The organism is Mesorhizobium sp. M1A.F.Ca.ET.072.01.1.1 (genome assembly GCF_004023325.1).
Lineage (GTDB): Bacteria > Pseudomonadota > Alphaproteobacteria > Rhizobiales > Rhizobiaceae > Mesorhizobium.
The window spans coordinates 1-22,184 of sequence record NZ_RZSF01000004.1; the positions used below are offsets into that span (position 1 = coordinate 1).

A 22,184-nucleotide genomic window follows, 5' to 3' on the forward strand; every position below is an offset into this window, starting at 1 on the left:
GTGCAGGACGGGTCGGTCATCGCCGTGGTCGCAGCAGGACGAGCCGGCGCGCTCGCTCTGCCCACGCGTCGCGCGGTGCTGGCGACCGGCGGCGTCGGCGGGCTGTTTTGCGACACGACAAACCCCGCTGGCTCATGGGGTCACGGGCTGGCGCTCGCCGCATGGGCGGGGGCGGAACTCGCCGACTTGGAATTCATACAGTTCCATCCAACTGCGCTCGACGGTCCGCGCCGGCCGATGCCGCTGGTGAGCGAAGCCGTGCGTGGCGAAGGCGCGGTGCTCATCGATGAGCGAGGAGAGCGCTTCCTCGCCGACACACCTGGCGGTGAACTTGCGCCTCGCGACGTCGTAGCGCGCGCCATTTGGCACCAGCTTGCCGTTGGACGCCGCGTATTCCTGGACGCACGGCAAAGTCTCGGCCCGAGATTTGGCAAGCGTTTTCCAGGCATCGCCGAATTGTGCCGGAGCGCAGGAATCGACCCCGCGACCGACCTGATCCCGGTGCGCCCGGCGGCACATTATCACATGGGCGGCGTCGCCGTAGACAGCGCCGGCCGCAGCTCCATCGAGGGATTGTGGGCCTGCGGTGAGGTGGCCTGTACCGGCCTGCACGGCGCCAACCGCCTGGCCAGCAACTCGCTCACCGAAGCGGCGGTCACCGCGAGCTGGGTTGCCGAAAGCGTTGCCGGCACGTCGTATACCCGGCGACCGCGCAGATGCTCCACATTCGTCCCTCCACGACCAGACGCTTCCGTGGTCCGCCCGATTGTCTCCGCCGCCCTGGGTATCATCCGCGACGGCGAGGCAATGCGCGAAGCGGTGGCGACCCTGCTGCCGATCGCAGCCAATAGTGTCGCTGCCTCTGGTCCGGCTTTGGTCTCACTGATGATCGCCGCGGCGGCCCTGAGGCGGGAAGAGAGTCGAGGCGCGCACTGTCGGTCCGATTTCCCGCTCCACGATGCCAACGTGCGCCCATCACGGCTGACACTGCACAGCGCAATGCGGGCCGCGGCCGCACTCGATTGCCGGGCTACCATACGGAGCACTTGATATGACTTCATTCTCCCCCCTCCCCGCGACCCTGATCGAACCGATTGTGCGCGTTGCGCTCCTCGAAGACCTGGGCAGATCCGGCGACCTGACCACCGATGCGGTTATCCCGTATGATTGCACTGCCACGTTGGTGCTCAAAGCGAGGCAGGCGGGCGTCGTTGCCGGGCTCGATCTGGTCTCGTATGCCTTCCTTCTCGTGGAACCGGCGATCAACATCCAGATCTGGCGCCCTGATGGCAGCGAGGTTGGGGCCGGGGAAACCATTGCAAGATTGTCCGGACCCGCACGAGGCCTGCTCACGGCCGAACGCACGGCCCTCAATTTCTTATGCCGGCTGAGCGGCATTGCCACTGCCACAGCGGCCATGGTTGAGGCCGTGCGCGGTCACAAGGCGAGGATTGTATCGACGCGAAAGACGACGCCCGGGCTGCGGGCATTGGAGAAATACGCCGTGCGCGTCGGCGGCGGTGCCAATCACCGGTTCGGCCTCGATGACGGCGTGCTCATAAAGGACAACCACATCGCGATCGCCGGCGATATCCGCACAGCAATAGAGCGGGCGCGCGCCGCAGCAGGGCATATGGTGAAGGTCGAGGTCGAGGTCGACACGCTGAAGCAGCTCGATGCAGCGCTCGCGATTGGTGTTGACGCGGTGCTGCTCGACAATATGTCGGTCGAGGATCTTGCCCGCGCGGTTTCTATAGTGGATGGCCGTACGATCACCGAGGCGTCCGGTCGGGTGATGCCGAAAACGGCGGCGGCGATTGCGGCGACCGGTGTCGATCTCATCTCCATGGGTTGGCTGACGCACAGCGCCCCGATCCTCGACATCGGCCTGGACATGCCGGACCACCAGAACATCTGCAAGCACTTGAACTGAGGATTACGGCGTGAGGAGCAACATCAGCTCGGCAGGCGTAGGAGGTGCTGGAAAGACGTGCCGCAGCTCGCCTTTAGCGAGTGCGCCCCAAAGCCAAGAAGGCGTACCGGACTAGCAAACAAAGGTTTGACGATGACGATTGGAATGAACTCGGAGTTCGACGTGAACCAGACCATGCAATCGGTCGATGGAACGCCTCCGCGATGGAACCGCAAAGAGGCCGAGGCCATCTACGGCATGCCATTCAACGATCTGCTGTTCCTAGCTCAGACGATCCACCGCCAGAACTTCGATCGAAACCGAGTGCAGCTGTCGCGGCTCCTTAGCATCAAGACCGGCGGGTGCCCCGAAGATTGCGGCTATTGCAGCCAGTCTGCGCATTACGAAACCGGTGTGAAGGCGTCGAAGCTGGTGGACGTCAAGCATGTCATCGACGAAGCGGCCATGGCGCGTGATGGCGGCGCAACGCGCTATTGCATGGGCGCGGCGTGGCGAAGTCCCAAGGAGCGCGACATGGAGGTTGTGGTCGCCATGATTGAGGGCGTCAAGGCCCTCGGCATGGAGACCTGCATGACGCTCGGCATGCTCGATCTTGAGCAAGCTGCTCGCCTGAAGCAGGCCGGTCTCGACTACTATAACCACAACATCGATACCTCTGAGCGCTACTATGGCGAGGTTATTTCAACCAGGACTTTTGCCGACCGGCTGGAAACGCTTGGGCACGTGCGCGCGGTTGGGATGAAAGTCTGCTGCGGCGGCATTGTCGGGATGGGAGAAGAAAAGACCGATCGCATCGACATGCTGGTCACGCTCGCGAACCTGCCCGAGCCGCCGGAAAGCGTGCCGATCAACATGCTTATTCCCATCGAAGGCACGCCGCTTGCCGCGGCCGACGCCATCGATCCGATCGATTTCGTCCGCATCGTTGCGCTCGCGCGGGTGATGATGCCGAAATCCTATGTAAGGCTGTCCGCCGGCAGGACGGCGATGAGCGACGAAACGCAGGCGCTGTGCTTCTTTGCCGGGGCCAATTCGATCTTTGTCGGCGACACGCTGCTGACGGCGGGAAATCCCGGCGAGGACAAGGATACCCTTCTGTTCCGGCGCCTCGGCATTGAGCCTATGGAACTCGCCACGCAATGAAGGAGGCAATTCTTGCCCGCTATGACGCAACCTTGCGGGGACTGGGGCGCAAGGACCGGTTGCGGACGCTCGCACCGCGCGCCGGGCTCGACTTCTCGTCGAACGACTATATCGGACTTGCCGCCTCCAAAAGACTGGGCGATGCGGTTTCGACGGCGATTGCGCGGGGCACGCCAGTGGGCGCCACCGGATCGCGGCTGTTGCGCGGCAATGCACCGGAACATGAGCAACTGGAGGCGGACGCAGCGGCATTTTTCGGAGCCGAGCGTGCACTGTTCTTCGGCAGCGGCTATATCGCCAACTTCGCTCTGCTGACGGCCCTGCCGCAGAAAGGCGACCTGCTGGTCCTCGACGAGCTCGCTCATGCCAGCATGCATGAGGGTGCCCAGGCCGGGCGCGCTGAGTTCAAGCTGGCCGCGCACAACGACGTCGACGCTGTCGAGGACGCAATCACCCGCTGGCGCGCCGAAGGCGGCATGGGGCGGGTGTGGATCGCCTTCGAAAGCCTTTACAGCATGGATGGCGACCGTGCGCCGATGGAGAGCCTGGTCGCGCTGGCTGATCGGTACCAGGCATTCATCGTCGTCGATGAAGCGCATGCCACCGGCGTCTGGGGACCGGACGGCCGGGGACTGGCCGCCGCGTATGAAGGCCGCGACAACATCGTCACGCTCCACACATGCGGCAAGGCGCTTGGCGCATCCGGCGCGCTCGTTACCGGACCGCGAACACTGTGCGACTATCTTATCAACCGGTGCCGGCCATTCATCTATGCGACCGCACCATCGCCGCTGATGGCAGTCGCGGCACGTGAGGCGCTGACTATTCTGTCTGACGAGCCTATGCGTCGTGCTCAGTTGCACGAGCGTGTCGCTTTCGCGAGCCGGCAATTGGCCGAACGCTGCGGCGTGATGCCCAGCGGTTCGCAGATCCAGCCGCTTGTGATCGGCGATAACAGCCGCACCATGGCGGTGGCGGCAGGACTGCAGGCACGCGGCTTCGACATACGCGGCATTCGCCCGCCGACAGTGCCTGAGGGTACGTCGCGCCTGCGCATTTCGCTGACTCTCAACGTCGACGAAGCCGACATTTCCGCCATGGTCGAGGCTCTCGTCGGAGTGTTGGCCACAGCATGACCAAACGCATCGTCGTCACCGGAACAGACACTGGAATTGGCAAGACAGTGTTTTCGGCCGGACTTGCCGGGCTGCTCGACGGCTTCTACTGGAAGCCGGTGCAATCGGGCCTCAACGAGGAGACCGACAGCGAGGTCGTCGCCCGGCTTTCCGGCTTGCCCGACGGACGCGTGCTGCCCGAAGTCTATCGACTGACGATGCCGCTGTCGCCGCATCGATCAGCCGAAATCGACGGCGTCGCGATCGAGGCCGACGATCTTTCATTTCCGGTCCTGCCGACACCGCTCGTCATCGAAGGCGCCGGCGGGCTGATGGTGCCGCTCAATCGACAGACAAGGTTCATTGACATATTCGAACAATGGCGGCTGCCGGTCATACTGTGCGCCCGCACCGCGCTTGGCACCATCAATCATACGCTGTTGTCGATCGAGGCCCTGAGAGCCCGCTCCATCCCGCTCATCGGCATTGCCTTCATTGGCGAAGAGGTGGCCGATACACAAAGGACAATCGTGGAATTCGGCGGCGTGCCGCAGCTGGGCAGGCTGCCGCACCTCGGTCCGCTGACGGGTGAAACGTTGAGAGATGCAATGATTTCCGGCTTCGACCTGGCCATGATTGCCGGAGGCGACTGATGGCGGAGTCTCGAGTCTGGCATCCGTTCACGCAGCACGCGCTAGAGCCCTCGGTCCCTGAAATCGTGCTGACTGAAGGCGCCTATCTCCACAAGGCCGACGGCTTCCGCATCCTCGATGCGATTTCTTCCTGGTGGGTCGTCACCCATGGCCATCGCCACCCCCGCATCATGAAGGCCATCGAGACGACCGCGTCGAGCCTCGACCAGATCATCTTCGCGGGCTTCACCCACGAGCCGGCCGAACGGCTGGCCGAGGCGCTTATCGGCATCGCACCCGCCGGCCTCGACCGGGTGTTCTATTCCGACAGTGGCTCCACCTCAGTCGAAGTCGCGCTGAAGATGGCGCTCGGCTATTTCCGCAACATCGGCGCGCCGCGTTCGCGCATCGCCGTCATGGAGCACAGCTATCATGGCGACACGATCGGGGCGATGAGCGTCGGCGCCCGCGGCGTCTTCAACGCCGCCTATGATCCTTTGCTGTTCGAGGTCGACGCCATCCCCTTCCCGGCCGCCGGGCGCGAGCAGGAAACGCTGGATCGGTTCGAGGCCGTTAGCCGCGACCGGCGCGCAGCCGCGCTGATCGTCGAGCCGCTGGTGCTTGGCGCCGGCGGCATGCTGATGTATCCGGCCTGGGTTCTTGCCGAATTGAAGAGGATCGCCGAAGCCTCCGGCACGCTGCTGATCGCCGATGAAGTGATGACCGGCTGGGGGCGCACCGGAACCATGTTTGCCTGCGAACAGGCGTCCGTCTCGCCCGACATCTTGTGCACCTCGAAAGGTCTGACCGGTGGTACCATCCCGCTGGCCGCCACGATCGCCACCGATGCCATCTTCCACGCTCACTTTTCGGAGGATCGCAAGAAGACGTTTTTCCATTCGAGCTCCTACACCGCCAATCCGATCGCCTGCGCGGCAGCACTTGCCAATGTCGAGATCTGGCGTGACGAGCCGGTGGCCGAGCGGATCGCGGTCTTGAGCGCGAGGCAGGCCGCCGGGCTGCAACGCTTCCGGGTCAATCCATATTTCACCGACTGCCGGACAACCGGCACCATCGCGGCACTCGACCTACGCACCGGCTCAGCCGGTTATCTGGCCGAGATCGGGCCAAAACTGCGCGCTTTTTTCCTTGAGCGGGGGCTACTTGTGCGCCCGCTCGGCAATGTCCTCTATCTTCTACCGCCCTATTGCATCACCAGCGACGAATTGGGCGGGCTCTATGACGCGATAGAGGAGGCCGGCGAACGCTTCGGCTCGCGGCCATGAACCTATCGTCGCGCGTTCTCGGCTTCGGCCATCATGCGCCGGCGCGCAAGGTCGAGAACCCGGAAATCGAAGACCGGCTCGGGCTTGAGCCCGGCTGGATCGAGCGGCGCACCGGAATTCGCTCGCGCTTCTGGGCAACAGACGAAGACACGCTGTCGGGCCTTGCCGCCTCTGCCGGCGACATGGCGCTGACCAATGCCGGTATCGACCGCGGCGACGTCGGTCTACTCTTGCTCGCCACGTCGACGCCCGATCACCTTCTGCCGCCAAGCGCGCCGCTGGTCGCACATCGGCTGGGGCTAGGCCGCGCCGGAGCGATCGACCTGACCGGCGCCTGCGCCGGCTTCATCTATGCGCTGATGTTCGCCGACGGGTTCACCCGCCTGCACGGCAAAGCGAGCCTTGTCATCGCCGCCAACATCCTCAGCCACCGCATCAATTTGGCCGAGCGCGCCAGCGCCGTGCTGTTTGCCGATGCCGCCGGCGCCATGGTGATCAGTCCTTGCGATGACCCGGATCGAGGCATTCTCGGCGCTTCGGTGGATTCCGACGGCTCGCGCTACGGGCTAATCCAGATTCCCGCCGGGGGAAGCAACACTCCGTTCCATGCCGACCTCGACCTCGCGCAGACACGGATGACGATCACTGACGGCCGTGAAGTATTCAGCAAGGCCGTGGAGATGATGACCGCCTGCTCGAGAGATGCGCTCACTGCTGCCCGACTGAGGCCGCAAGACCTCGATCGTTTCGTGCCGCATCAGGCCAATGCGCGCATTTTCGACGCGGTCGGCAGGAACCTCGGCATCGCTGATCACTCGATCGTCAAGACGATCGCCGAATATGGCAACTCTTCCGCCGCGACGATCCCGCTCTCATTGTCGCTGGCCCATCGGGCGCAGCCGTTTCGGCCTGGCGAGAAAGTCCTCTTGGCGGCAGCGGGTGCGGGTCTCAGCGGCGGCGCGCTTGTGGTGGGAATTTAGCAAAGCAATGCTTGCGCACAGGACTGCTCATGAATGAGACTATGAGAATGGCTCAATACGTAAATAGTCGCCGGCAAGCTCCATAGAGCTGGGTTCCGTGCGGTGCTCCGCGATGTCTAAGTATCGACCCGCTTGCTCAAATCGCAGCGCTCATCGAAGGCCAGCAATACCTCATGCAGAGCGAAAATCCTCAACCGCCCGTTTCAAAGACGCTCGCCCCATTTCGAAACAAGGTGTTTCGCTCAATTTGGGCGGCCACCCAGATTTCCAGCCTCGGTTGGCTAGTGCAAACGGTCGCCATCAGTTGGCTTATGGCAACGATTTCAGCGTCCGACCTCATGGTGGCACTCGTCCAGGCCGCATCCACATTGCCGGTGTTCTTCCTCTCAGTTTTCGCCGGAGCCATTGCCGACAACTTCAGCCGCCGGTGGGTGATGTTTGCGGGACACTGCCTGATAGCATCGGCGTCGACGACGCTGATGATTTCTGTGGGTCTGGGATTTGTCAGTCCTTGGCTGATTCTCGGGTTAGGTTTCCTGGCCGGCTGCGGCTTTGCCTTGAATGATCCGGCTTGGCACGCTTCGGTCGGCGATATCCTTCACAAACGCGACATTCCGGCCGCAGTGACGCTTATGTCCGTCGGATACAACATTGTGCGCAGCGTTGGTCCGGCCTTGGGGGGCGTGATCCTGGCCGTCTTTGGGCCGCTGGCCGCTTTCGCCTTGGCTGCGGTGAGTGATCTGGCGCCCATAAGCGCGATATGGCGCACCAAATGGGAGGTCCGCTCTTCGCCTCTCCCTCGTGAGAGAATGACGACGGCAATTCATGACGGAGTGCGCTTTACTGCGATGTCTTTGGAGATCAGGGCAGCGACCGCCCGAGCCGCTCTTTTCGGATTGGCAAGCATCTCCATTCTGGCGTTGCTCCCCCTCGTCGTCCGGGATCAGTTGAAGAGTGGGCCAATTGTCTACGGTATCTTATTGGCCGGCTTCGGCATGGGTGCTTTCATCGCGGGCATGGGCAACGGCTTCTTGAGGAAGGTCACGTCTCAAAACAGGCTGGTGGCCTTCGCCTCTGTGGCTTGTGCAGTCTGTTGCCTCTCCCTTGCCCTTACATCGTCGATTCCTGTGGCGGCCATTTCGCTGGCGCTCGGCGGAGCGGGTTGGCTTATCACCTGGACGGGCATTGACGTGTCGGTGCAGTTGGCAAGCCCAAGGTGGGTTGTAGGCCGCACGCTCTCCATTTACTACGCCTTGAGCGCAGGCGGTATGGCTGCTGGCAGCTGGATCTGGGGTTCTGTCGCGCAAAACTATTCCTTGACCTTAGCATTGGAGGGCGCCGCAGGCGCTCTGTTGCTGGTTGCAGCAGCGGGGATCGTGTTGCCGGTCCGTCCCTGGGAAGAAACCGATCAAGAAAGTTCAGTTTTTCATCCGCCGGACGTGGCTCTCGATCTGAAACCCAGAAGTGGCCCTATCGTGGCCAAGGTCGAGTATTTGATATCGGAGGAAAATATCGAGGCCTTTCTGGGCTCCATGCGCACGCGGCGACACGTGCAGAGCCGTGCCGGTGCACGAAACTGGACGCTCCAGCGAAATCTGCAAACACCGTCACTTTGGACGGAGACATTCCGCACCCCCACCTGGATGGACTTTCTCCGCCTAAATCATCGACTCACCGCAGCAGATAAGGAAGTCGCCCAGCATCTCCTGTCACTGCATGAAGGAGAGGTGCCTCCGCAGACAGTGCTTTCGATTGAACGGACGACCGAGGCAATTCGTACCCGTACCTCGACAATCTTTTCTCGTCCTCCAAGATGACGCCATCAAGCTGCTGTCCAGGGACAGGGTGGATCACCGGTGCTTTGCAGAGCACAGCCTCACACCGAGAGCAGCGTGCTCCGGGTTGTGCGCTTTCGCGCGCACCCAGGCGAGATGATGGTGAACGCGGCGTCAAGTGGAAGTCCCCTGCATACGCTTGCGGAGTCTTCTGCGAGAGCCCATGCCGACGAGCGCCAAACAAGGTTTGATGCCTTTCGGCGTCGTGGCCTCAACTCATCGATTCGCGAGAAAAGCATCGAATGCAGCAGCAACGGCGCGAACAACAAAGCGGTGCTCCGGCCGCACGCGGATGAAGCCGTTTTCGACGTCCAGGATCCCCTCCTCAGCCAGCGTCACCAAACTCTCAACTGAATCGAGAAAACGAGCTGGTTCGATTTCGTGGGCGGCACAGATGGTCGGCACGTCGGCCTCCAAATCGCACATCAGTCGCTCGATGATCGCTGCGCGCACCCGGTCATCGTCGGTCAGACGGTGACCCTTTGATGTCGCCAGACGTCCACTTGCGATGTGCCGGGCGTAAGAATCCCGTGTTACTTCGTTCTGAACATACCCCTCGCGGACTCGGCCAATAGCCGACGCGCCTAAGCCGATCACGTTTTGCAAGTATCGGCCGAGTATCCCAGCGAATTACGCCGTAGGCGCGCCCGGTCTTCTGCGCTAGCGCGAGTTCGTCGTCCGGCGGAGCGAAATGATCGAGCCCGATCTCCCGGTAGCCAGCGCCAACCAGTGTCTCGGCGACAGCTGCAGCCTGTTCGGCGCGAAGATCGCCGTCCGGTAGACCTGCCTGCTCGATAGGCGCTGGTTCTTTATCACGGAAGGAATATGCGCGTATCCGAACACCGCAAGCCGGTTGGGGCGCATGGCGACCGCAGCCATCGCGGTCTGGATGCAGGACTGCACAGTCTGTTTCGGTAGACCGAAGATGAGGTCGAAGTTGATATGGCCAACGCCATGCCGGCGGAGATTTTGGACTGCAGCGGCCGTCTGCACCTTACTCTGGATCCGATTGATCGCCTTTGCACATCGGGATCAAAGCTCTGCACGCCGATGCTCGCGCGGTTGACACCGTTAGCTGCCAAGGCTTCGGCCATTTCCGGTGTGAACGTTCGGGGATCGATCTCCACGGTGATCGCAGCAGTTTTGCTGAAAGCGAAGTGGCGGCGTAGAAATTCCATCAGCGCCAAGTGCTCGGCTGGCCCGATAAGGTGAGGCGTTCCGCGCCGAAATGCACATCGCTCACCGGCAGCCCTTGCCGCACTTGCTCCGACACCAAACTGATCTCCTGACGCAGCACCGCTAAATAATTAAGGATCGGGCCGTTGCGACGGATGACCGCGGTAGGGAAGCCGCAATACCAGCACATGGATCGGCAAAACGGAATGTGGAAATAGAGCGACACCGATTCGTCGGCCGGGAGGCCCCCCAGCCATTCCTCATAATCGTCAGCACCAACTGCCGCAGAGAAGTCTGGCACAGTCGGATAGATGGTATACCAAGGCGGCCGGGGGTCCCGGTACTTTGTCAGGATTGAGGTGTGCAAGGAGCTGTCATCCCACGTCGCTGATCCATCATTCTTTCGTTGCGCGCTCGTCCTGGTCTCTGACCTAAGTCAGTGCGTCCCGCTTATGTCGCAGTCTCGTTTGGACAGGATGGGGTCAACCACGCCGGGGAGCGCGCGTGCCATGGTTGCGCCTGAGGTGATGGTGCGGTGCCGCATTCAACGTCTGAGTAGTACGTGACGCCAGTGCAGTGTGCTTGAGGCGTCTGCGGAAGAACTTTGCAATGCGAAATTCATGTCCGACGCAACGGACCTGTCAAGCCTCGTTCAGACGCCATCCAGGTCCAGCCAGCGGCCTTCCCTGCCGGCCGAAAAACCATACCGGCTTTAGCCACCGAGACGCTCTAAAGCTGACGTCGGCTCATTTGATGAAAGGAGGACGCCGCTAGGGGGTGCACAAGGTTCCCCGGCTTGACGTCGCTTCGAGCGAAGAGCGGCGGTGTGGCTTGTCGTCAAGCGCCGGGCAGCGTGCCCCCTACCGATATCCCGAAAAGATCGACCAAGATGGCCATGCCGACGCCACACGCGGTCTGGATGAGGCCGACCATGAAAATGCGATTGGCGCGTTCGTAGATGGGGCGCCGCAAGGAACTCATGTCGAGCAGCATGGACAGCGCTCTCATCTGCAGTGCGATGCCGAGCAGGATCGGCACTACGGCGAACAGATCGTAGAGTTGCCATGGCAAGGGGTTCGCGGCCCAATGAGTGAGGAAGCCGAGCGAAAAGGCAAGCAGGATACCCACGGCAGTGATTGTGCCGTTGCGGAAAATGGTCTCGATCGGTTCTTCCTTCGGATCGTGCTCGTCCAAGCGGCTTCCTTTCGTTGCTCTTTCCGTCGAGACTAAGTTCTCGAGAATGCTGTTCATCGCCAATTACTCGAGGCGAGCCGTAGGCAGCCGTTTCAGGGTGCGCTCCCTCTCGCTTCCGGCCGCGCAATGTACCTGCACGGCGAACTTACAGCGGCGAAAAGGTGCTGCGGCCACCATGCGACGCCTCGGACGCGCACGCCCTCTGTTCCTGGCGCAGCCCTTGCGGAGCGTACGCGCAGTGATCCTTCTCGGTAGCGCATGGCGCGGCCTCCGTTGCGGTCAGACGGGAAGCCGTCGCTGTTAAACGAGACTGTCACATATCGAACATGGCGAACCGTGTCGCACATTGCTTTTCGCAGTGACCCTCAAAAAAAGTGATTCCAGCGAGACGAAGGCGCGTCGGCCCGATTTTGGTGTCGGCCGCATTTACGCTTCAGGTTGGCATGTCGCTTGCTGCTCTATTTCGGAGAGCTGCAGCGGTCCGACCGGAGTGTTTCACATGTAAACGATAATGAATCTCCTAACAGAAAACACTATTATAAGTACATGTGGCTTTTACGCTGGCTCACCTCTCGTGTCAAGCGCTTTGGCGTCCACATATTGGAGACAACACGCACAAAATTTAGAGGAAAAGCTTGCTCTTTCGCCTCTATCCTTTTTATTCCTTCATGGAGATCTAGACATGTACATCAAGAGTCCTCTTCTCGGCTTAACTGCTCTGATGACCGTTTCCGTCGGTCGAGCAGCTGGCGCCGAGCGGGAACCGGCCGAGTACATCAAGATCTGCGACGTCCTCGGCTCGGGATATTCCTATATTCCCAACACCGAGACCTGCCTGCGCATCGGCGGCTATGTCCGTTACGATATCGGCCTGGGTGACGTCCGATCGTATGACAGCGCAAGAACCTCGGACGTGAGAACTGGCGAGGACCAAGGCACTTGGCGAAACAGCACACGCTTCACGTTCAAAACTTGGACCGGCCAGCAGACCGAGCTCGGCGCGTTGACGACCTATACCGAAACCCACGTGAATTTTGGCAACAGCGCTAACTCGCATGACAGTCCTCAGAACTATGATTTCAACAGCGGCCTCGCACTGGCTTCTGCCTGGGTCGAGCTGGGAGGCCTGCGAGTTGGCAAGGAGGGGTCGGCCTTCGATACGTTTGTAAGCTACGCTGGCGACGTTCTCGATAGTATGCTCGTTCCGTCGGCCGGCTTCGACACCAACGTGGCTCAGTACCACTTCGACGCCGGCAACGGCATTTCGACTGTGATTTCGCTCGAACAAGGATCGGGCTCAGCCGGTACTATCGACAGCTATATTCCGCACGTTGTCGCCGGCTTGAAATACACGCAAGGCTGGGGCTCGATCACCGGCGTCGCGGCTTATGACAGCAATTACGAAGCTTTTGCCGGCAAGATCCGCGTCGACGTCGCTGTCACAAACCAGCTGTCGCTGTTTGGACTCTTCGGCTACGGTTCCAATGCCAGTCTCAACGAGGACTCAAACGGCGCAATTGCCAATCATGGGCGCGGCTCGTACAAAATCTGGAACGGCCAGTGGGCTTTCTGGGCGGGCGCCACCTACGAGTTTGACGAGAAAACTTCGTTCAACCTTCAGGTCTCGGGTGATCAGCTCAAGGATGCTGGTGTGGCTGCAAACGTCGCCTACATGGTCGTTCCCGGCTTCACGGTCACAGCCGAGGTCGATTACGACCACTACGGCAACTCTGGCCTCGGCCCTGCCGAGCCTACCGCCGTCAAGGGCACGAGCAAGCCGAACAGCGTCGGCGGCATTCTCCGCTTACAAGGCTCATTTTGAAATCTCTCCAGTCGCGAGCATGGCAAAGGCACTTGCCTCGACAACGCACGCATGGAGAGCTTCGTTCGCCATCTTGAAGTCTGCATCGACCGTCCACGGCCCATCGTACCAACTAGAAACTGAAAGTTATGAGCCCTGTGTACTACACCTAGCCCTTGACCTGCCCGATGAACCGGCCAGGGGCCGTCAGTTCAAATTCGGGGCCGCTTAGAGGGCAGTGTGAGGCCGTGTTAGGTAAGCGCCACTGCAATGTCGAGGCCGCGACACGCCTGTCGCTTTGGACGGCTGGAATTGCCCTTCGCGGCGCCATTCATTCTCTCAACATTTACGTGATAATGCACGCTGAGTCCGAGCCGCGTGGCAGCACCCATCCTAGGTCACTATCGGGGGGCCTTAAACCTGAACAGCTCCATCGTCGCGGCTGCTGCGGAAGCAGGAGCTATCACTGGGACCCGTACTGGTGCTTGTCAGCCGCTGAGCCGCTACTTCGTCTTAGGAAGAGCATTGTCCTTGCCAAAAGCCGGCCAGTATTTCGAGATTGCCAGTGTGGCGCCGGCTGAAGAGAAATGACCATAGTCGAAATATAAAAACTCTCCTCTATCGGAATAGGCGCAGCGTCCTGCGCTGCACAGGAATTTCAGCGGATCGATGAATGTGGCGCCTTTGGTAAATGAGCGCACACGTTCGTTGATGTCGGGGTCCATCGCGATCGGCCAGGACGTATCGTCCAGATTTTGGCGCTTGGCGAAGAACGCAATTTTCCGGACGTCAGTTGGGAACTGCGGAGACTGGCCGATGACAAACACGCGCACGCCCAGGGCACGAAGCGTAGCGATTGTTTGCTGAAGACCGTCGAAACCTCTGACCTCATAGTCACTCCATCTACCGCTGAGGATAACCGTCTTGATGTCCGCTTCCAAGATGACGTCCAAGGCCTTGCGATTGAACCGGACACAATCAAGACGATCGTAAGGGTAGTAATAGAGTATCGGCGCGCAGCTGGCGTACGTATATTCAACGATGTTCGCCTGCAATCGATTTATGTTAGCACCCAAGCCGGAAACATAGTGCGCGGCGAAGGAGTCGCCCCACAAAAAAACCGTTGTTGGAAAACCGCTGGTGCGCGTGCAATCCTCCATATTCCAGCTTTCGATCCGGCTGGTGCCCTCGTTGAAACAGATGCCATTCCTCCAGTCCCCGACGGAAATGCGCCGCTGGACATAGTCCGGAAACCGTTGCGGAAAGCCATTGCCGAGCGCCCCCGCCGCTCCGCCGGCACAAAGGACAACGATCGCGAGCGCTGAAAAGGCGAAGATAGGCCCCGGGGAGGTGAAGGCCCTCTTCTGTCGAAACGGCTGCTCTACAAACTTCCAGGAGAATGCAGCCAATGCGAGGCTTGCCACCAACATCGCACCGGTCATCAACGGATCGAGTTTTTGGAACGAAAGATAGTGCGCGAACGCATTGAGAGGCCAGTGAACAAGATACAACGAATACGAGATGAGCCCAATCCAGACCAGCGGCCGGACTTCGAGCATGCGGGTGGCGACCGTCGAGGGGGTATTTTGGCCAACATAGATCAGAAGGGCCGTTCCGATGCATGGATACAAGGCGTTGTAGCCTGGGAACGGATCACTCGCCGAAATCGCGAAGAACCCGATGGCGAGAAGGCCAAATCCGGCCACCCCCACCGACTCCATCAGGAATCGGTTGCCCAGCGGCGAGGGGCATTTGAGCATGAGCAGGGCGCCCAACATGAGTTCCCAGATTCGGGTCGGCAGCAGATAGAATCCGGCGGTGGGTGCCAGCGATGTCGCCATCACCGCCACTACGAAGCTGCAGAGAATTATCGGAAGAAGTGTCGTCAGCCAGCGCTTCCCGATGTAGCGATAGATTAGGAACATCAGGATTGGTGCGAAGATGTAGTACTGCTCCGCTACGGAAAGCGGCCAAGTGTGCAACAGTGGTAGAAGCGCGGCATCGATAGAGAAGTAACTTGACGTTTTCCAGAAGAAAACGTTCGACCAGAAGGTCGAGGTAGCTATGATGCTAAGACTGAATCCGCGCAGATCCGGTGGCAGAAGAATGAACAATGCTGCAATGCAGGTGAGAAGCATCACAAAGACGAGCGCCGGCAGAATGCGCCGGGCACGGCGCCAGTAGAAGTTGACGATGGAAAATTGGCCGCGTTCAAGGTCATCCAGGAGGCTTCCGCTGGTTAGGTAGCCGGAGATGACGAAGAAGATATCGACCCCGCTAAAGCCACCCGGGATCGCCGAAATTCCGAAATGAAAGAGTACGACCGGAAGTACAGCAACGGCCCTAAGGCCCTCGATATAGCGCCTATATTGCATCCAGCGGTTCCTTTTATTTTAGATCAGGACGCGATTGGAAGCTTTCAATCTCCGGTAGGAGTGCTGCCGAGATAAGGGCGGTATCAGCCACCTTTATCCGTCCCGAATGTTCTGTAAGTTGCAACTGGTACAGAAGCACGATCGCCATCGCCGGCCTTGACGGCCTGATTGTCGAGCAGATCGCGCGGATCGTTGACCATCACGGCCAGGTTATGTCCTGTCGAACAACCAAGCGGCTGTTTGAAGGATTCTTCATTGGGTAAGGCACCATATGAGGGACAGACCGGCGGACGGGCGTGATAGACAATCGCCTCAATTCGCACTGAGCCGGCGTCGTGTTGATCGCGCAATTGAATGTTGTCTTCTTCGATTGCCAACTGCCTGGCCTGATGGGCTACCCCTGCGCTGAGCTGGGGCGAACCGCTGATGAGGAGGTGGATGGCATCGAACCGGCCGCGACTGGCCTTGTCTAGGAAAACACGCAAACGCTGCCGTTCGGAAGCGCGCAGGCTTTGCAACGTCAGGACGGTGGTCTCCTCTCGGACAAGCATTGGTGCCGATGGTTCGACATCAACTGGCGTAGTGCTTGTGCAGCCACTTACGCTTGGTGCCAGAGCGACAAAGAGGATTATAAAACGCAACATCTTTGGATGACACTATTCGATGATGAAGCCGAGACCGCCCTGGGCGCTTGGCGCGCCCGCACGGATAGCAGCGCGGTCTCGCGGGGGACTTGTCACGGAATTCGTCGGAGCGCCCCCTCCGTTCAAAGCCGGTGCCGCCCGCTCGGTCGGTGCGCTCATCTGGTTTGGGTTGGAGCCTGGTCTTACAATGTAAGGCGTAACTAGAATGACCAGTTCTGACTCCTCTTTTTGAAACGAGGTCGAGCGAAAAAGCGGTCCCAGGATCGGCAGTTCTCCGAGCCAGGGAAAGGCCCTGACATCATTGTTGACGTTCCGCCTGATTAGACCGCCGATTGCGAAGCTCTGGCCGCTGGCGAGTTCGACGACCGTATCGGCTCGGCGCGTGGAAACTGCCGGCACGGAAATTCCGTTGATTTGCACGGCACCTTGCGTCGACAGTTCACTGACTTCGGGCGTTACGTGAATGTTGATTTGATTGTTGCTGAGAACTGTCGGCACAAATTCCAGACTGACGCCGAAGTGACGGAATTCAACCGATACCTGCCTGTTTTCCTGCAGGACAGGAATGGGAAATTCGCCGCCCGCGAGAAAGCTGGCCTTTTCACCCGACATAGCGGTGAGGTTCGGCTCAGCCAGGACGGAAGCTATATGCTCCTTGGCGAGCGCGTCGAGAACCGCGCTGACGTTGACGGCACCGTTGTCGAATCCGATTTCTGCTGTACCGCCACCCTGGGTTGAACCAGACCCAGCGCTTGCAGCGCTTCCGCTTAGAACGCCCACTTTGAAATTGCCGATTTGACCGAAGGCGGACAAGTTGACGCCGAGTGACTTCATGGCGCTGCGTGAGACTTCGGCTACGCGCACGCTGAGGTTAACTTGCAGGGATCCAGCGACCTTGATGTTGTTGACGACTTGCGCTCCGTCGCCCAGATATTGCTCAGTGACTCTTTTTGCGGTGTCGGCGACCTCTGCGTCGGGCGCCGTCCCGCTAAGGATTGCGCCGCGCGGCGTATAGTTGACGCGGATGGGATAGTCGCCGACCTGCTCCCGCAACATGGCGCGTAAATCCCCGATCGGTTGCGTGACAACGATACGCAATTCGGCGAGAGGCTCGCCATTGCCATCCAAGGCGAATAGGCTGGTCCGCCCCGATTTCTTGCCAAAGACGAAGATTGTTTTGCTCGATGGCGCCTGAAAATCCGCGATCGTGGGGTCAGCAACAAAGATGGTCGTGGCTGGCGCGGGCAGATGAACGGTCTCCCCGAGCGAAGAGGAAAGGGTCAGCGTGGCGTTGATGCTATTCGAAGCCGCATGCGGCGGGCCTTTGTCCTGCTTGTTTTGCGCCGCGACACCAAGTGGGAAAGTCACAATAAGCGCGCAGAGGAGATGGCCCAGGTAACGGGGAACTGCAGGTCTTGTAACCTTGTTGGCGATCGCCCGCCAATTGAGCGCATGGCAAGGATGTTGAAGGATCAGCAAAATAGATCTTCTTTCGATTCGACAAACTATGCGGACGAGGCGTCAGTCAATTCTAGGATGTAACCAATGCCTCGGATGGTCTTGATCCGTGGCGTTGCACCTGATCTGGTCAGATGTCCCCGTAAACGATAAATTCCGACTTCAAGCGCGTTGGCAGACACGTCGTCGTTGAATGAATAGAGGTGATCTTCCAATTGCGCACGGGGCACGATGCGGCCTGCCCGGTTAAGCAGGTGCTCTAGAATACAGAGTTCGCGACGTGCGATCATCATTGGGTGCCCATCAACGAAAACCTGGCGGGCGACCGGATCAAAGTCGAGATTGCCAAATACGAGCCTCAGGTCGGTCATCTGTGTCGCCCGGCGCAGAATGGCTCTCATTCTGGCAATAAGCTCATCGGTAGAGATGGGTTTGAGCAGAAAGTCGTCCGCACCACCGTTGAAGATCGCAATTCGCTTATCGAGATCGTTAAGGCTGCTCATAATGACGGCAGGAACTGAATGCCCGTGGGTCCTCAACTGCCTCAGCCAACCCAAGCCATCGCCATCTGGCAGAGCCAATTCCAGCAGGAGAATTTCATAGCTGGCGCAAGAAAATGCACTCGAAGCCAGTTCCAGAGTACCAACGACATCAACGACGAAGCCGCCATCCCCGAGCGCAAGTCGCATGGCGCGCGCAAGATCCGCATGATGATCCACGAGCAGCGTTCGCATTTCATCTCCTCTCGAAGAGGGACGGCCCATCGAACGCGTCACCGGCGGCCATCTGATCGGAGCACACGGCGCGCAACTCGTCGCAGCTCTCGGAACTGGTCCGAGTCGGAGGGACATGCAAGTCGCTCGGTGGCAATAGGCGCGGGTGAGGACCAACTGACGGGCTCAAATACGCCGGTCGGCGAACCCACGAGGCCAGCAACCCGCGTGCGATTTCTCGTTGCATCATCTCTCCTACGTGCAGCCCCTGCGCTCGCAAGGCAGCGTCGCGGCTCAGAGCCCGATTCCCACAGAGGGTAGGGTTAGCTTTCGAGAAACTGATTGAACAAATCGATTATTTGGATCGAATGCATCCACGGTATGGATGCAGCGCACCATCTTCAACGACTGCGGCGTCCTGATGCACTGTTGTGTCTGTCGTGCTCTGCTTTTTTCGCTGTCCTTCAAGGCTGGCGAGCCTGGTGGAACCTGCGCGTCATTGGCTTGGTAGCTTGAATGCTCAACAACGGAGCGCCCTGCGCAAAGCCGCTCTCATTTCCAAAAAGCCTTGCAATCTGGTTGGAGCACTTCGCGCTCGACACCAAAATAGGCGAGGAAAACTGACATCTGACAGGGATGTACATGCAACAGCCGATTTGCGGCACCAGCAAACGACCGCGTTCAGGCTGAAGATCGACGACCAACGGCTCCTCGATTTCCGCACCGACCGCTTTTACAAGCTCTTCCTGTGCGGGCGGATGCCGGCAAACAGCAGCACAGGGTCAGCGAAACCGGGAGCGGGCCTGCTTGATCGCCATGATCACATTGCCGCTGTCGCGCGTGCGGAGCGGAATGCAATCGGTCCAGCCGGCGGCAATCCGGTCAGCACCATCGTCTGCACGAAGCTCCCTGACGAAGACGTGCCCGAATGCGCTCAACAAAGCCGGGCGGCGGATCTTTCCAATCGCCGAAGGTGCGGGCTGGCACCGAGCGGCGAACTGCGAACTCATTCCTGCCCGGCGGCGCTGGCCGCCGCGAGCGTCGATGCGGACCCAGCCGCTCCGAATCCTCCCACAACACGATGAGCGCGTCGCGGACATCGCTGCCGTAACAGCGGCTGCGGCTCTTGCCCGCAGACGGCCTCTGCTCACGACGGTTCATAAGACGGATCGCGCGCTTGCGAATAATAGCCGGTTACCGCCTCGAACTCATCCAGAATGCGCCGCTTGTCAACGCCGCAATAAAGCTCCACGATCGCCGCTTCACCGTGTCGCCATGCTGAGCCGCGCCATCCTTCCCCCGAACCGGAATGGCACGACCTGTCCATCCCCTTTGGAACAGGACACTATTGGTAACATTTTGCTTGAGGCAATGCGGCTCGTTGCCTTCCTTTTCGCTGACCGGAAGGGTACCGGAAGTCGTCTATCGCATTTTACCCGCTGAAAGCGGCAACACCTCGACCTCAATCGCAGATCATAGGAAATAGACGATCGCGTCGGGGCCTCAGCATCGGTTCACCGGGTTTCCGTCATCGACTGAAGCGAATTGCCCCATCGACCGTCACCGGGTGGGCCGCGATACGTCGCCGTGTATGATTAGCGAGCGCACGTAGCGGAGCCATAGCTCTCCACCCAGCCATGTTCCCCTAGTTGGAAAATGTCCGGCGGACCAGAGGTGCTGTCGTCAGCTTTTCCTGAATAGCGGCCAAGGCAATCCCTACCAGTCCATCACCACCTTGCCGGAACTGCCGCTCTTCATCGCATCGAAACCGATCTGAAAATCGTCGATGCCGATGCGGTGGGTGATCAGGCCGGAGACATCCAGCGGACCCTGCACAAGCGCGATCATCTTGTACCAGGTTTCGAACATCTCGCGGCCGTAGATGCCTTTGAGATGCAGCATCTTGAAGATGACCTTGTTCCAGTCGATCTCGAAGCCGGTCGGCGCGATGCCCAGAATGGCGATCTTGCCGCCATTGTTCATGGTGTCGATCATGTCGCGGAAAGCGGGGGCGGCGCCTGACATTTCGAGCCCGACGTCGAACCCCTCGGTCATGCCGAGCACCGGCATGACGTCGCGCAGCTTCTCCTTCGAGGCGTCGACGACATGCTGGACGCCGAGTTTCTTGGCTAGCGCCAGCCGCACCGGGTTGATGTCAGTGATGACCACTTTGCGCGCGCCGACGCATTGGGCGACGAGCGCGCCCATGATGCCGATCGGCCCGGCGCCAGTCACCAGCACGTCCTCGCCGACCAGATCGAAGGACAATGCGGTGTGGACGGCATTGCCCAAGGGATCGAAGATCGCGGCAATCTCATCGGGCACATCGTCGGGGATCGGCACGACATTGTGCTGCGGGATCGCCAGATACTCGCCGAAGGCGCCTGGACGGTTGACGCCGACGCCGAGTGTGTTGCGGCACAGATGCCCTCGCCCGGCGCGACAGTTGCGGCAATGGCCGCAGACGATGTGGCCTTCGCCCAATACACGCTGGCCGACCTTGTATTCGGTGACCGCTGCGCCGAAATCGGCAACGGTGCCGACGAATTCATGGCCCGTCACCATCGGCACCGGCACCGTCTTCTGCGCCCACTGGTCCCAATTGTAGATGTGCACGTCGGTGCCGCAGATCGCCGTCTTCTTGATCTTGATCAGCACGTCGTTGGGGCCGATTTCCGGCACCGGCACCTCTTCCATCCAGATGCCCGGTTCGGCCTTGGCCTTCACAAGCGCCTTCATCATGTTCGACATCAGGATTTCCCTATTCCGTGATTGCGCTTCTGGCGAGATAGCCTGCACAACGGGAAGGTAGGCCACTAACTCGTTTGAACGTCCGGAATGGTCAGCCCCGCCTGCTCGGCCTCGCGGCGCAAATTCTGACGGGGCCTGGGGCCGATCTGCTGGATCACCAATCCGGCTGCCAGTGAGCCAAGGTCGCCGCAAGTCTGCAGGTCGCGGCCTTGCGTGTAGCCATGCAGGAAGCCGGCGGCATAGAGATCGCCGGCGCCCGTCGTGTCGACCAGTTCCTTGATGGCGGTCGCCTTGATCACCACGGTCTCGTCGCCGCGCACGATCACCGAGCCTTTTTCCGAGCGGGTGACGGCGGCGATCCGGCAATCCTTGCGGATCTGGGCCAGCGCCTCGTCGAACGACGATGTCTGGTAGAGCGACTTGATCTCGTGGCTGTTGGCAAAGACGATGTCGACCGTGCCCGAGCGCATCAGGTCGAGGAATTCGTCGCGGTAGCGGTCGACGCAGAACGAATCCGATAGCGTCATCGACACTTCTCGGCCTGCCGCGTGCGCCAGCTTCGCCGTCTGGCGGATTGCCTCCTTGGCGCGCGGCGGGTCCCACAGATAGCCTTCGAAATAGGTGACCTTGGCGCCGGACGCCTTGTCGGCTTCGACATCCTCAGGGCCAAGCTCGACGCAGGCGCCGAGATAGGTGTTCATCGAGCGCTCGCCGTCGGGCGTGACGAAGATCATCGAGCGCGCCGTCGGCGGCTCACCCTTGAGCGGCGTGGTGCCGAAGGCGACGCCCTGCGCATGGATGTCGTGGGCGTAGATTTCGCCCAGCGCATCGTTGGAGACCTTGCCGAAGAAGGCCGCGCGGCCGCCAAAGCTGGCGACGCCGGCCGCCGTGTTGCCGGCGCTGCCGCCGGACGCTTCGATCGCCGGACCCATGCGGCTGTAGAGCAGTTCGGCGCGTTGTGTGTCGATGAGGTTCATCGCGCCCTTGATGATGCCGTTGGTCTCGAGGAATTCCTCGTCGCACTGGGCGATGATGTCGACAATGGCATTGCCGATGCAAAGCACGTCATAATCCGGCATCAAAATCTCCGCCAAAACCCGAGCCGGCTTCTTGCCACGCCGGCCGGGCGTGGTCTCGCGAGTTGAAAT

General features: G+C 60.2%; 16 protein-coding genes and 2 pseudogenes. 9 read left to right on the forward strand and 9 right to left on the reverse strand.

Annotation, left to right across the window (positions count from 1 at the left end; genetic code table 11):
- The 8 genes from EOA32_RS01150 to EOA32_RS01185 form a co-directional block, all read left to right on the forward strand.
- The coding region (locus EOA32_RS01150; RefSeq protein ID WP_128370613.1) for an FAD-binding protein at positions 1-1,050 on the forward strand (1,050 nt) is incomplete at its 5' end.
- Position 1,051: 1 nt separating this feature from the next.
- Positions 1,052-1,933, forward strand: a complete 882-nt coding sequence (gene nadC / locus EOA32_RS01155; protein WP_024505570.1) for a carboxylating nicotinate-nucleotide diphosphorylase — start codon at positions 1,052-1,054, stop codon at positions 1,931-1,933.
- A 174-nt stretch (positions 1,934-2,107) separates the two neighbouring features.
- Complete coding sequence (bioB, locus tag EOA32_RS01160) at positions 2,108-3,076, forward strand: biotin synthase BioB (protein ID WP_245454882.1); 969 nt, start codon at positions 2,108-2,110, stop codon at positions 3,074-3,076.
- Positions 3,073-4,212, forward strand: a complete 1,140-nt coding sequence (locus EOA32_RS01165; protein ID WP_024505572.1) for an 8-amino-7-oxononanoate synthase — start codon at positions 3,073-3,075, stop codon at positions 4,210-4,212. The genes bioB and EOA32_RS01165 overlap by 4 nt, the downstream gene beginning before the upstream one ends.
- Entirely contained in the window at positions 4,209-4,844 is a 636-nt protein-coding gene (gene bioD, locus EOA32_RS01170; RefSeq protein WP_063169254.1) for a dethiobiotin synthase, read from the forward strand. The genes EOA32_RS01165 and bioD overlap by 4 nt, the downstream gene beginning before the upstream one ends.
- The gene (locus EOA32_RS01175) at positions 4,844-6,109 is read left to right on the forward strand and encodes an adenosylmethionine--8-amino-7-oxononanoate transaminase (RefSeq protein ID WP_126080683.1); all 1,266 of its coding nucleotides are present in this window, start codon (positions 4,844-4,846) and stop codon (positions 6,107-6,109) included. The genes bioD and EOA32_RS01175 overlap by 1 nt, the downstream gene beginning before the upstream one ends.
- Positions 6,106-7,089, forward strand: coding sequence for a beta-ketoacyl-ACP synthase III (locus EOA32_RS01180; RefSeq protein WP_126063924.1), 984 nt, complete (start codon positions 6,106-6,108; stop codon positions 7,087-7,089). Before EOA32_RS01175 ends, EOA32_RS01180 begins: the two co-directional genes overlap by 4 nt.
- A gap of 173 nt (positions 7,090-7,262) precedes the next feature.
- The gene (locus EOA32_RS01185; protein WP_126063923.1) at positions 7,263-8,906 is read left to right on the forward strand and encodes an MFS transporter; all 1,644 of its coding nucleotides are present in this window, start codon (positions 7,263-7,265) and stop codon (positions 8,904-8,906) included.
- Between the two features lie 234 nt (positions 8,907-9,140).
- On the opposite strand, the pseudogene hemN reads toward EOA32_RS01185, so the two are convergent.
- Positions 9,141-10,467: pseudogene (hemN, locus tag EOA32_RS01190) on the reverse strand (oxygen-independent coproporphyrinogen III oxidase).
- 470 nt (positions 10,468-10,937) lie between these two features.
- Entirely contained in the window at positions 10,938-11,294 is a 357-nt protein-coding gene (locus EOA32_RS01195) for a hypothetical protein (RefSeq protein ID WP_024505577.1), read from the reverse strand.
- 682 nt (positions 11,295-11,976) lie between these two features.
- Between EOA32_RS01195 and EOA32_RS01200 the strand changes: the two genes are divergently transcribed.
- Positions 11,977-13,116 carry a porin gene (locus EOA32_RS01200; RefSeq protein WP_126063922.1) on the forward strand — a complete coding sequence of 380 codons (1,140 nt, stop codon included), beginning with the start codon at positions 11,977-11,979 and terminating at the stop codon, positions 13,114-13,116.
- Positions 13,117-13,598: 482 nt separating this feature from the next.
- Here the strand turns inward: EOA32_RS01200 and EOA32_RS01205 are convergent, their stop codons facing one another.
- From EOA32_RS01205 to EOA32_RS01235, 7 genes and pseudogenes are all read right to left on the reverse strand, one after another.
- Positions 13,599-15,470, reverse strand: coding sequence for an acyltransferase family protein (locus EOA32_RS01205; protein ID WP_126080682.1), 1,872 nt, complete (start codon positions 15,468-15,470; stop codon positions 13,599-13,601).
- An 83-nt stretch (positions 15,471-15,553) separates the two neighbouring features.
- Positions 15,554-16,114: a CpaD family pilus assembly lipoprotein gene (locus tag EOA32_RS01210; protein ID WP_063169261.1), complete on the reverse strand. Its 561-nt coding sequence runs from the start codon at positions 16,112-16,114 to the stop codon at positions 15,554-15,556.
- Between the two features lie 12 nt (positions 16,115-16,126).
- Positions 16,127-17,548, reverse strand: a complete 1,422-nt coding sequence (locus tag EOA32_RS01215) for a type II and III secretion system protein family protein (protein ID WP_050580548.1) — start codon at positions 17,546-17,548, stop codon at positions 16,127-16,129.
- A 71-nt stretch (positions 17,549-17,619) separates the two neighbouring features.
- Positions 17,620-18,306 carry a response regulator transcription factor gene (locus EOA32_RS01220; RefSeq protein WP_024505585.1) on the reverse strand — a complete coding sequence of 229 codons (687 nt, stop codon included), beginning with the start codon at positions 18,304-18,306 and terminating at the stop codon, positions 17,620-17,622.
- Positions 18,307-19,118: 812 nt separating this feature from the next.
- Positions 19,119-19,287, reverse strand: a pseudogene (locus EOA32_RS39560) (transposase); the annotation flags it as partial.
- A gap of 714 nt (positions 19,288-20,001) precedes the next feature.
- Positions 20,002-21,036, reverse strand: a complete 1,035-nt coding sequence (tdh, locus tag EOA32_RS01230; RefSeq protein ID WP_126063920.1) for an L-threonine 3-dehydrogenase — start codon at positions 21,034-21,036, stop codon at positions 20,002-20,004.
- Between the two features lie 65 nt (positions 21,037-21,101).
- Positions 21,102-22,115 carry an adenosine kinase gene (locus tag EOA32_RS01235; protein WP_126063919.1) on the reverse strand — a complete coding sequence of 338 codons (1,014 nt, stop codon included), beginning with the start codon at positions 22,113-22,115 and terminating at the stop codon, positions 21,102-21,104.
- Positions 22,116-22,184 lie beyond the last annotated feature (69 nt).

Excerpts from the sequence above, each read along its gene's own strand:
- nadC (WP_024505570.1), top strand. The coding sequence starts at position 1,052 with ATGACTTCATTCTCCCCCCTCCCCGCGACCCTGATCGAACCGATTGTG.
- bioB (WP_245454882.1), top strand. The coding sequence starts at position 2,108 with ATGCAATCGGTCGATGGAACGCCTCCGCGATGGAACCGCAAAGAGGCC.
- EOA32_RS01165 (WP_024505572.1), top strand. The coding sequence starts at position 3,073 with ATGAAGGAGGCAATTCTTGCCCGCTATGACGCAACCTTGCGGGGACTG.
- bioD (WP_063169254.1), top strand. The coding sequence starts at position 4,209 with ATGACCAAACGCATCGTCGTCACCGGAACAGACACTGGAATTGGCAAG.
- EOA32_RS01175 (WP_126080683.1), top strand. The coding sequence starts at position 4,844 with ATGGCGGAGTCTCGAGTCTGGCATCCGTTCACGCAGCACGCGCTAGAG.
- EOA32_RS01180 (WP_126063924.1), top strand. The coding sequence starts at position 6,106 with ATGAACCTATCGTCGCGCGTTCTCGGCTTCGGCCATCATGCGCCGGCG.
- EOA32_RS01185 (WP_126063923.1), top strand. The coding sequence starts at position 7,263 with ATGCAGAGCGAAAATCCTCAACCGCCCGTTTCAAAGACGCTCGCCCCA.
- EOA32_RS01200 (WP_126063922.1), top strand. The coding sequence starts at position 11,977 with ATGTACATCAAGAGTCCTCTTCTCGGCTTAACTGCTCTGATGACCGTT.
- EOA32_RS01205 (WP_126080682.1), bottom strand. The coding sequence starts at position 15,470 with ATGCAATATAGGCGCTATATCGAGGGCCTTAGGGCCGTTGCTGTACTT.
- EOA32_RS01210 (WP_063169261.1), bottom strand. The coding sequence starts at position 16,114 with ATGTTGCGTTTTATAATCCTCTTTGTCGCTCTGGCACCAAGCGTAAGT.
- EOA32_RS01220 (WP_024505585.1), bottom strand. The coding sequence starts at position 18,306 with ATGCGAACGCTGCTCGTGGATCATCATGCGGATCTTGCGCGCGCCATG.
- tdh (WP_126063920.1), bottom strand. The coding sequence starts at position 21,036 with ATGTCGAACATGATGAAGGCGCTTGTGAAGGCCAAGGCCGAACCGGGC.
- EOA32_RS01235 (WP_126063919.1), bottom strand. The coding sequence starts at position 22,115 with ATGCCGGATTATGACGTGCTTTGCATCGGCAATGCCATTGTCGACATC.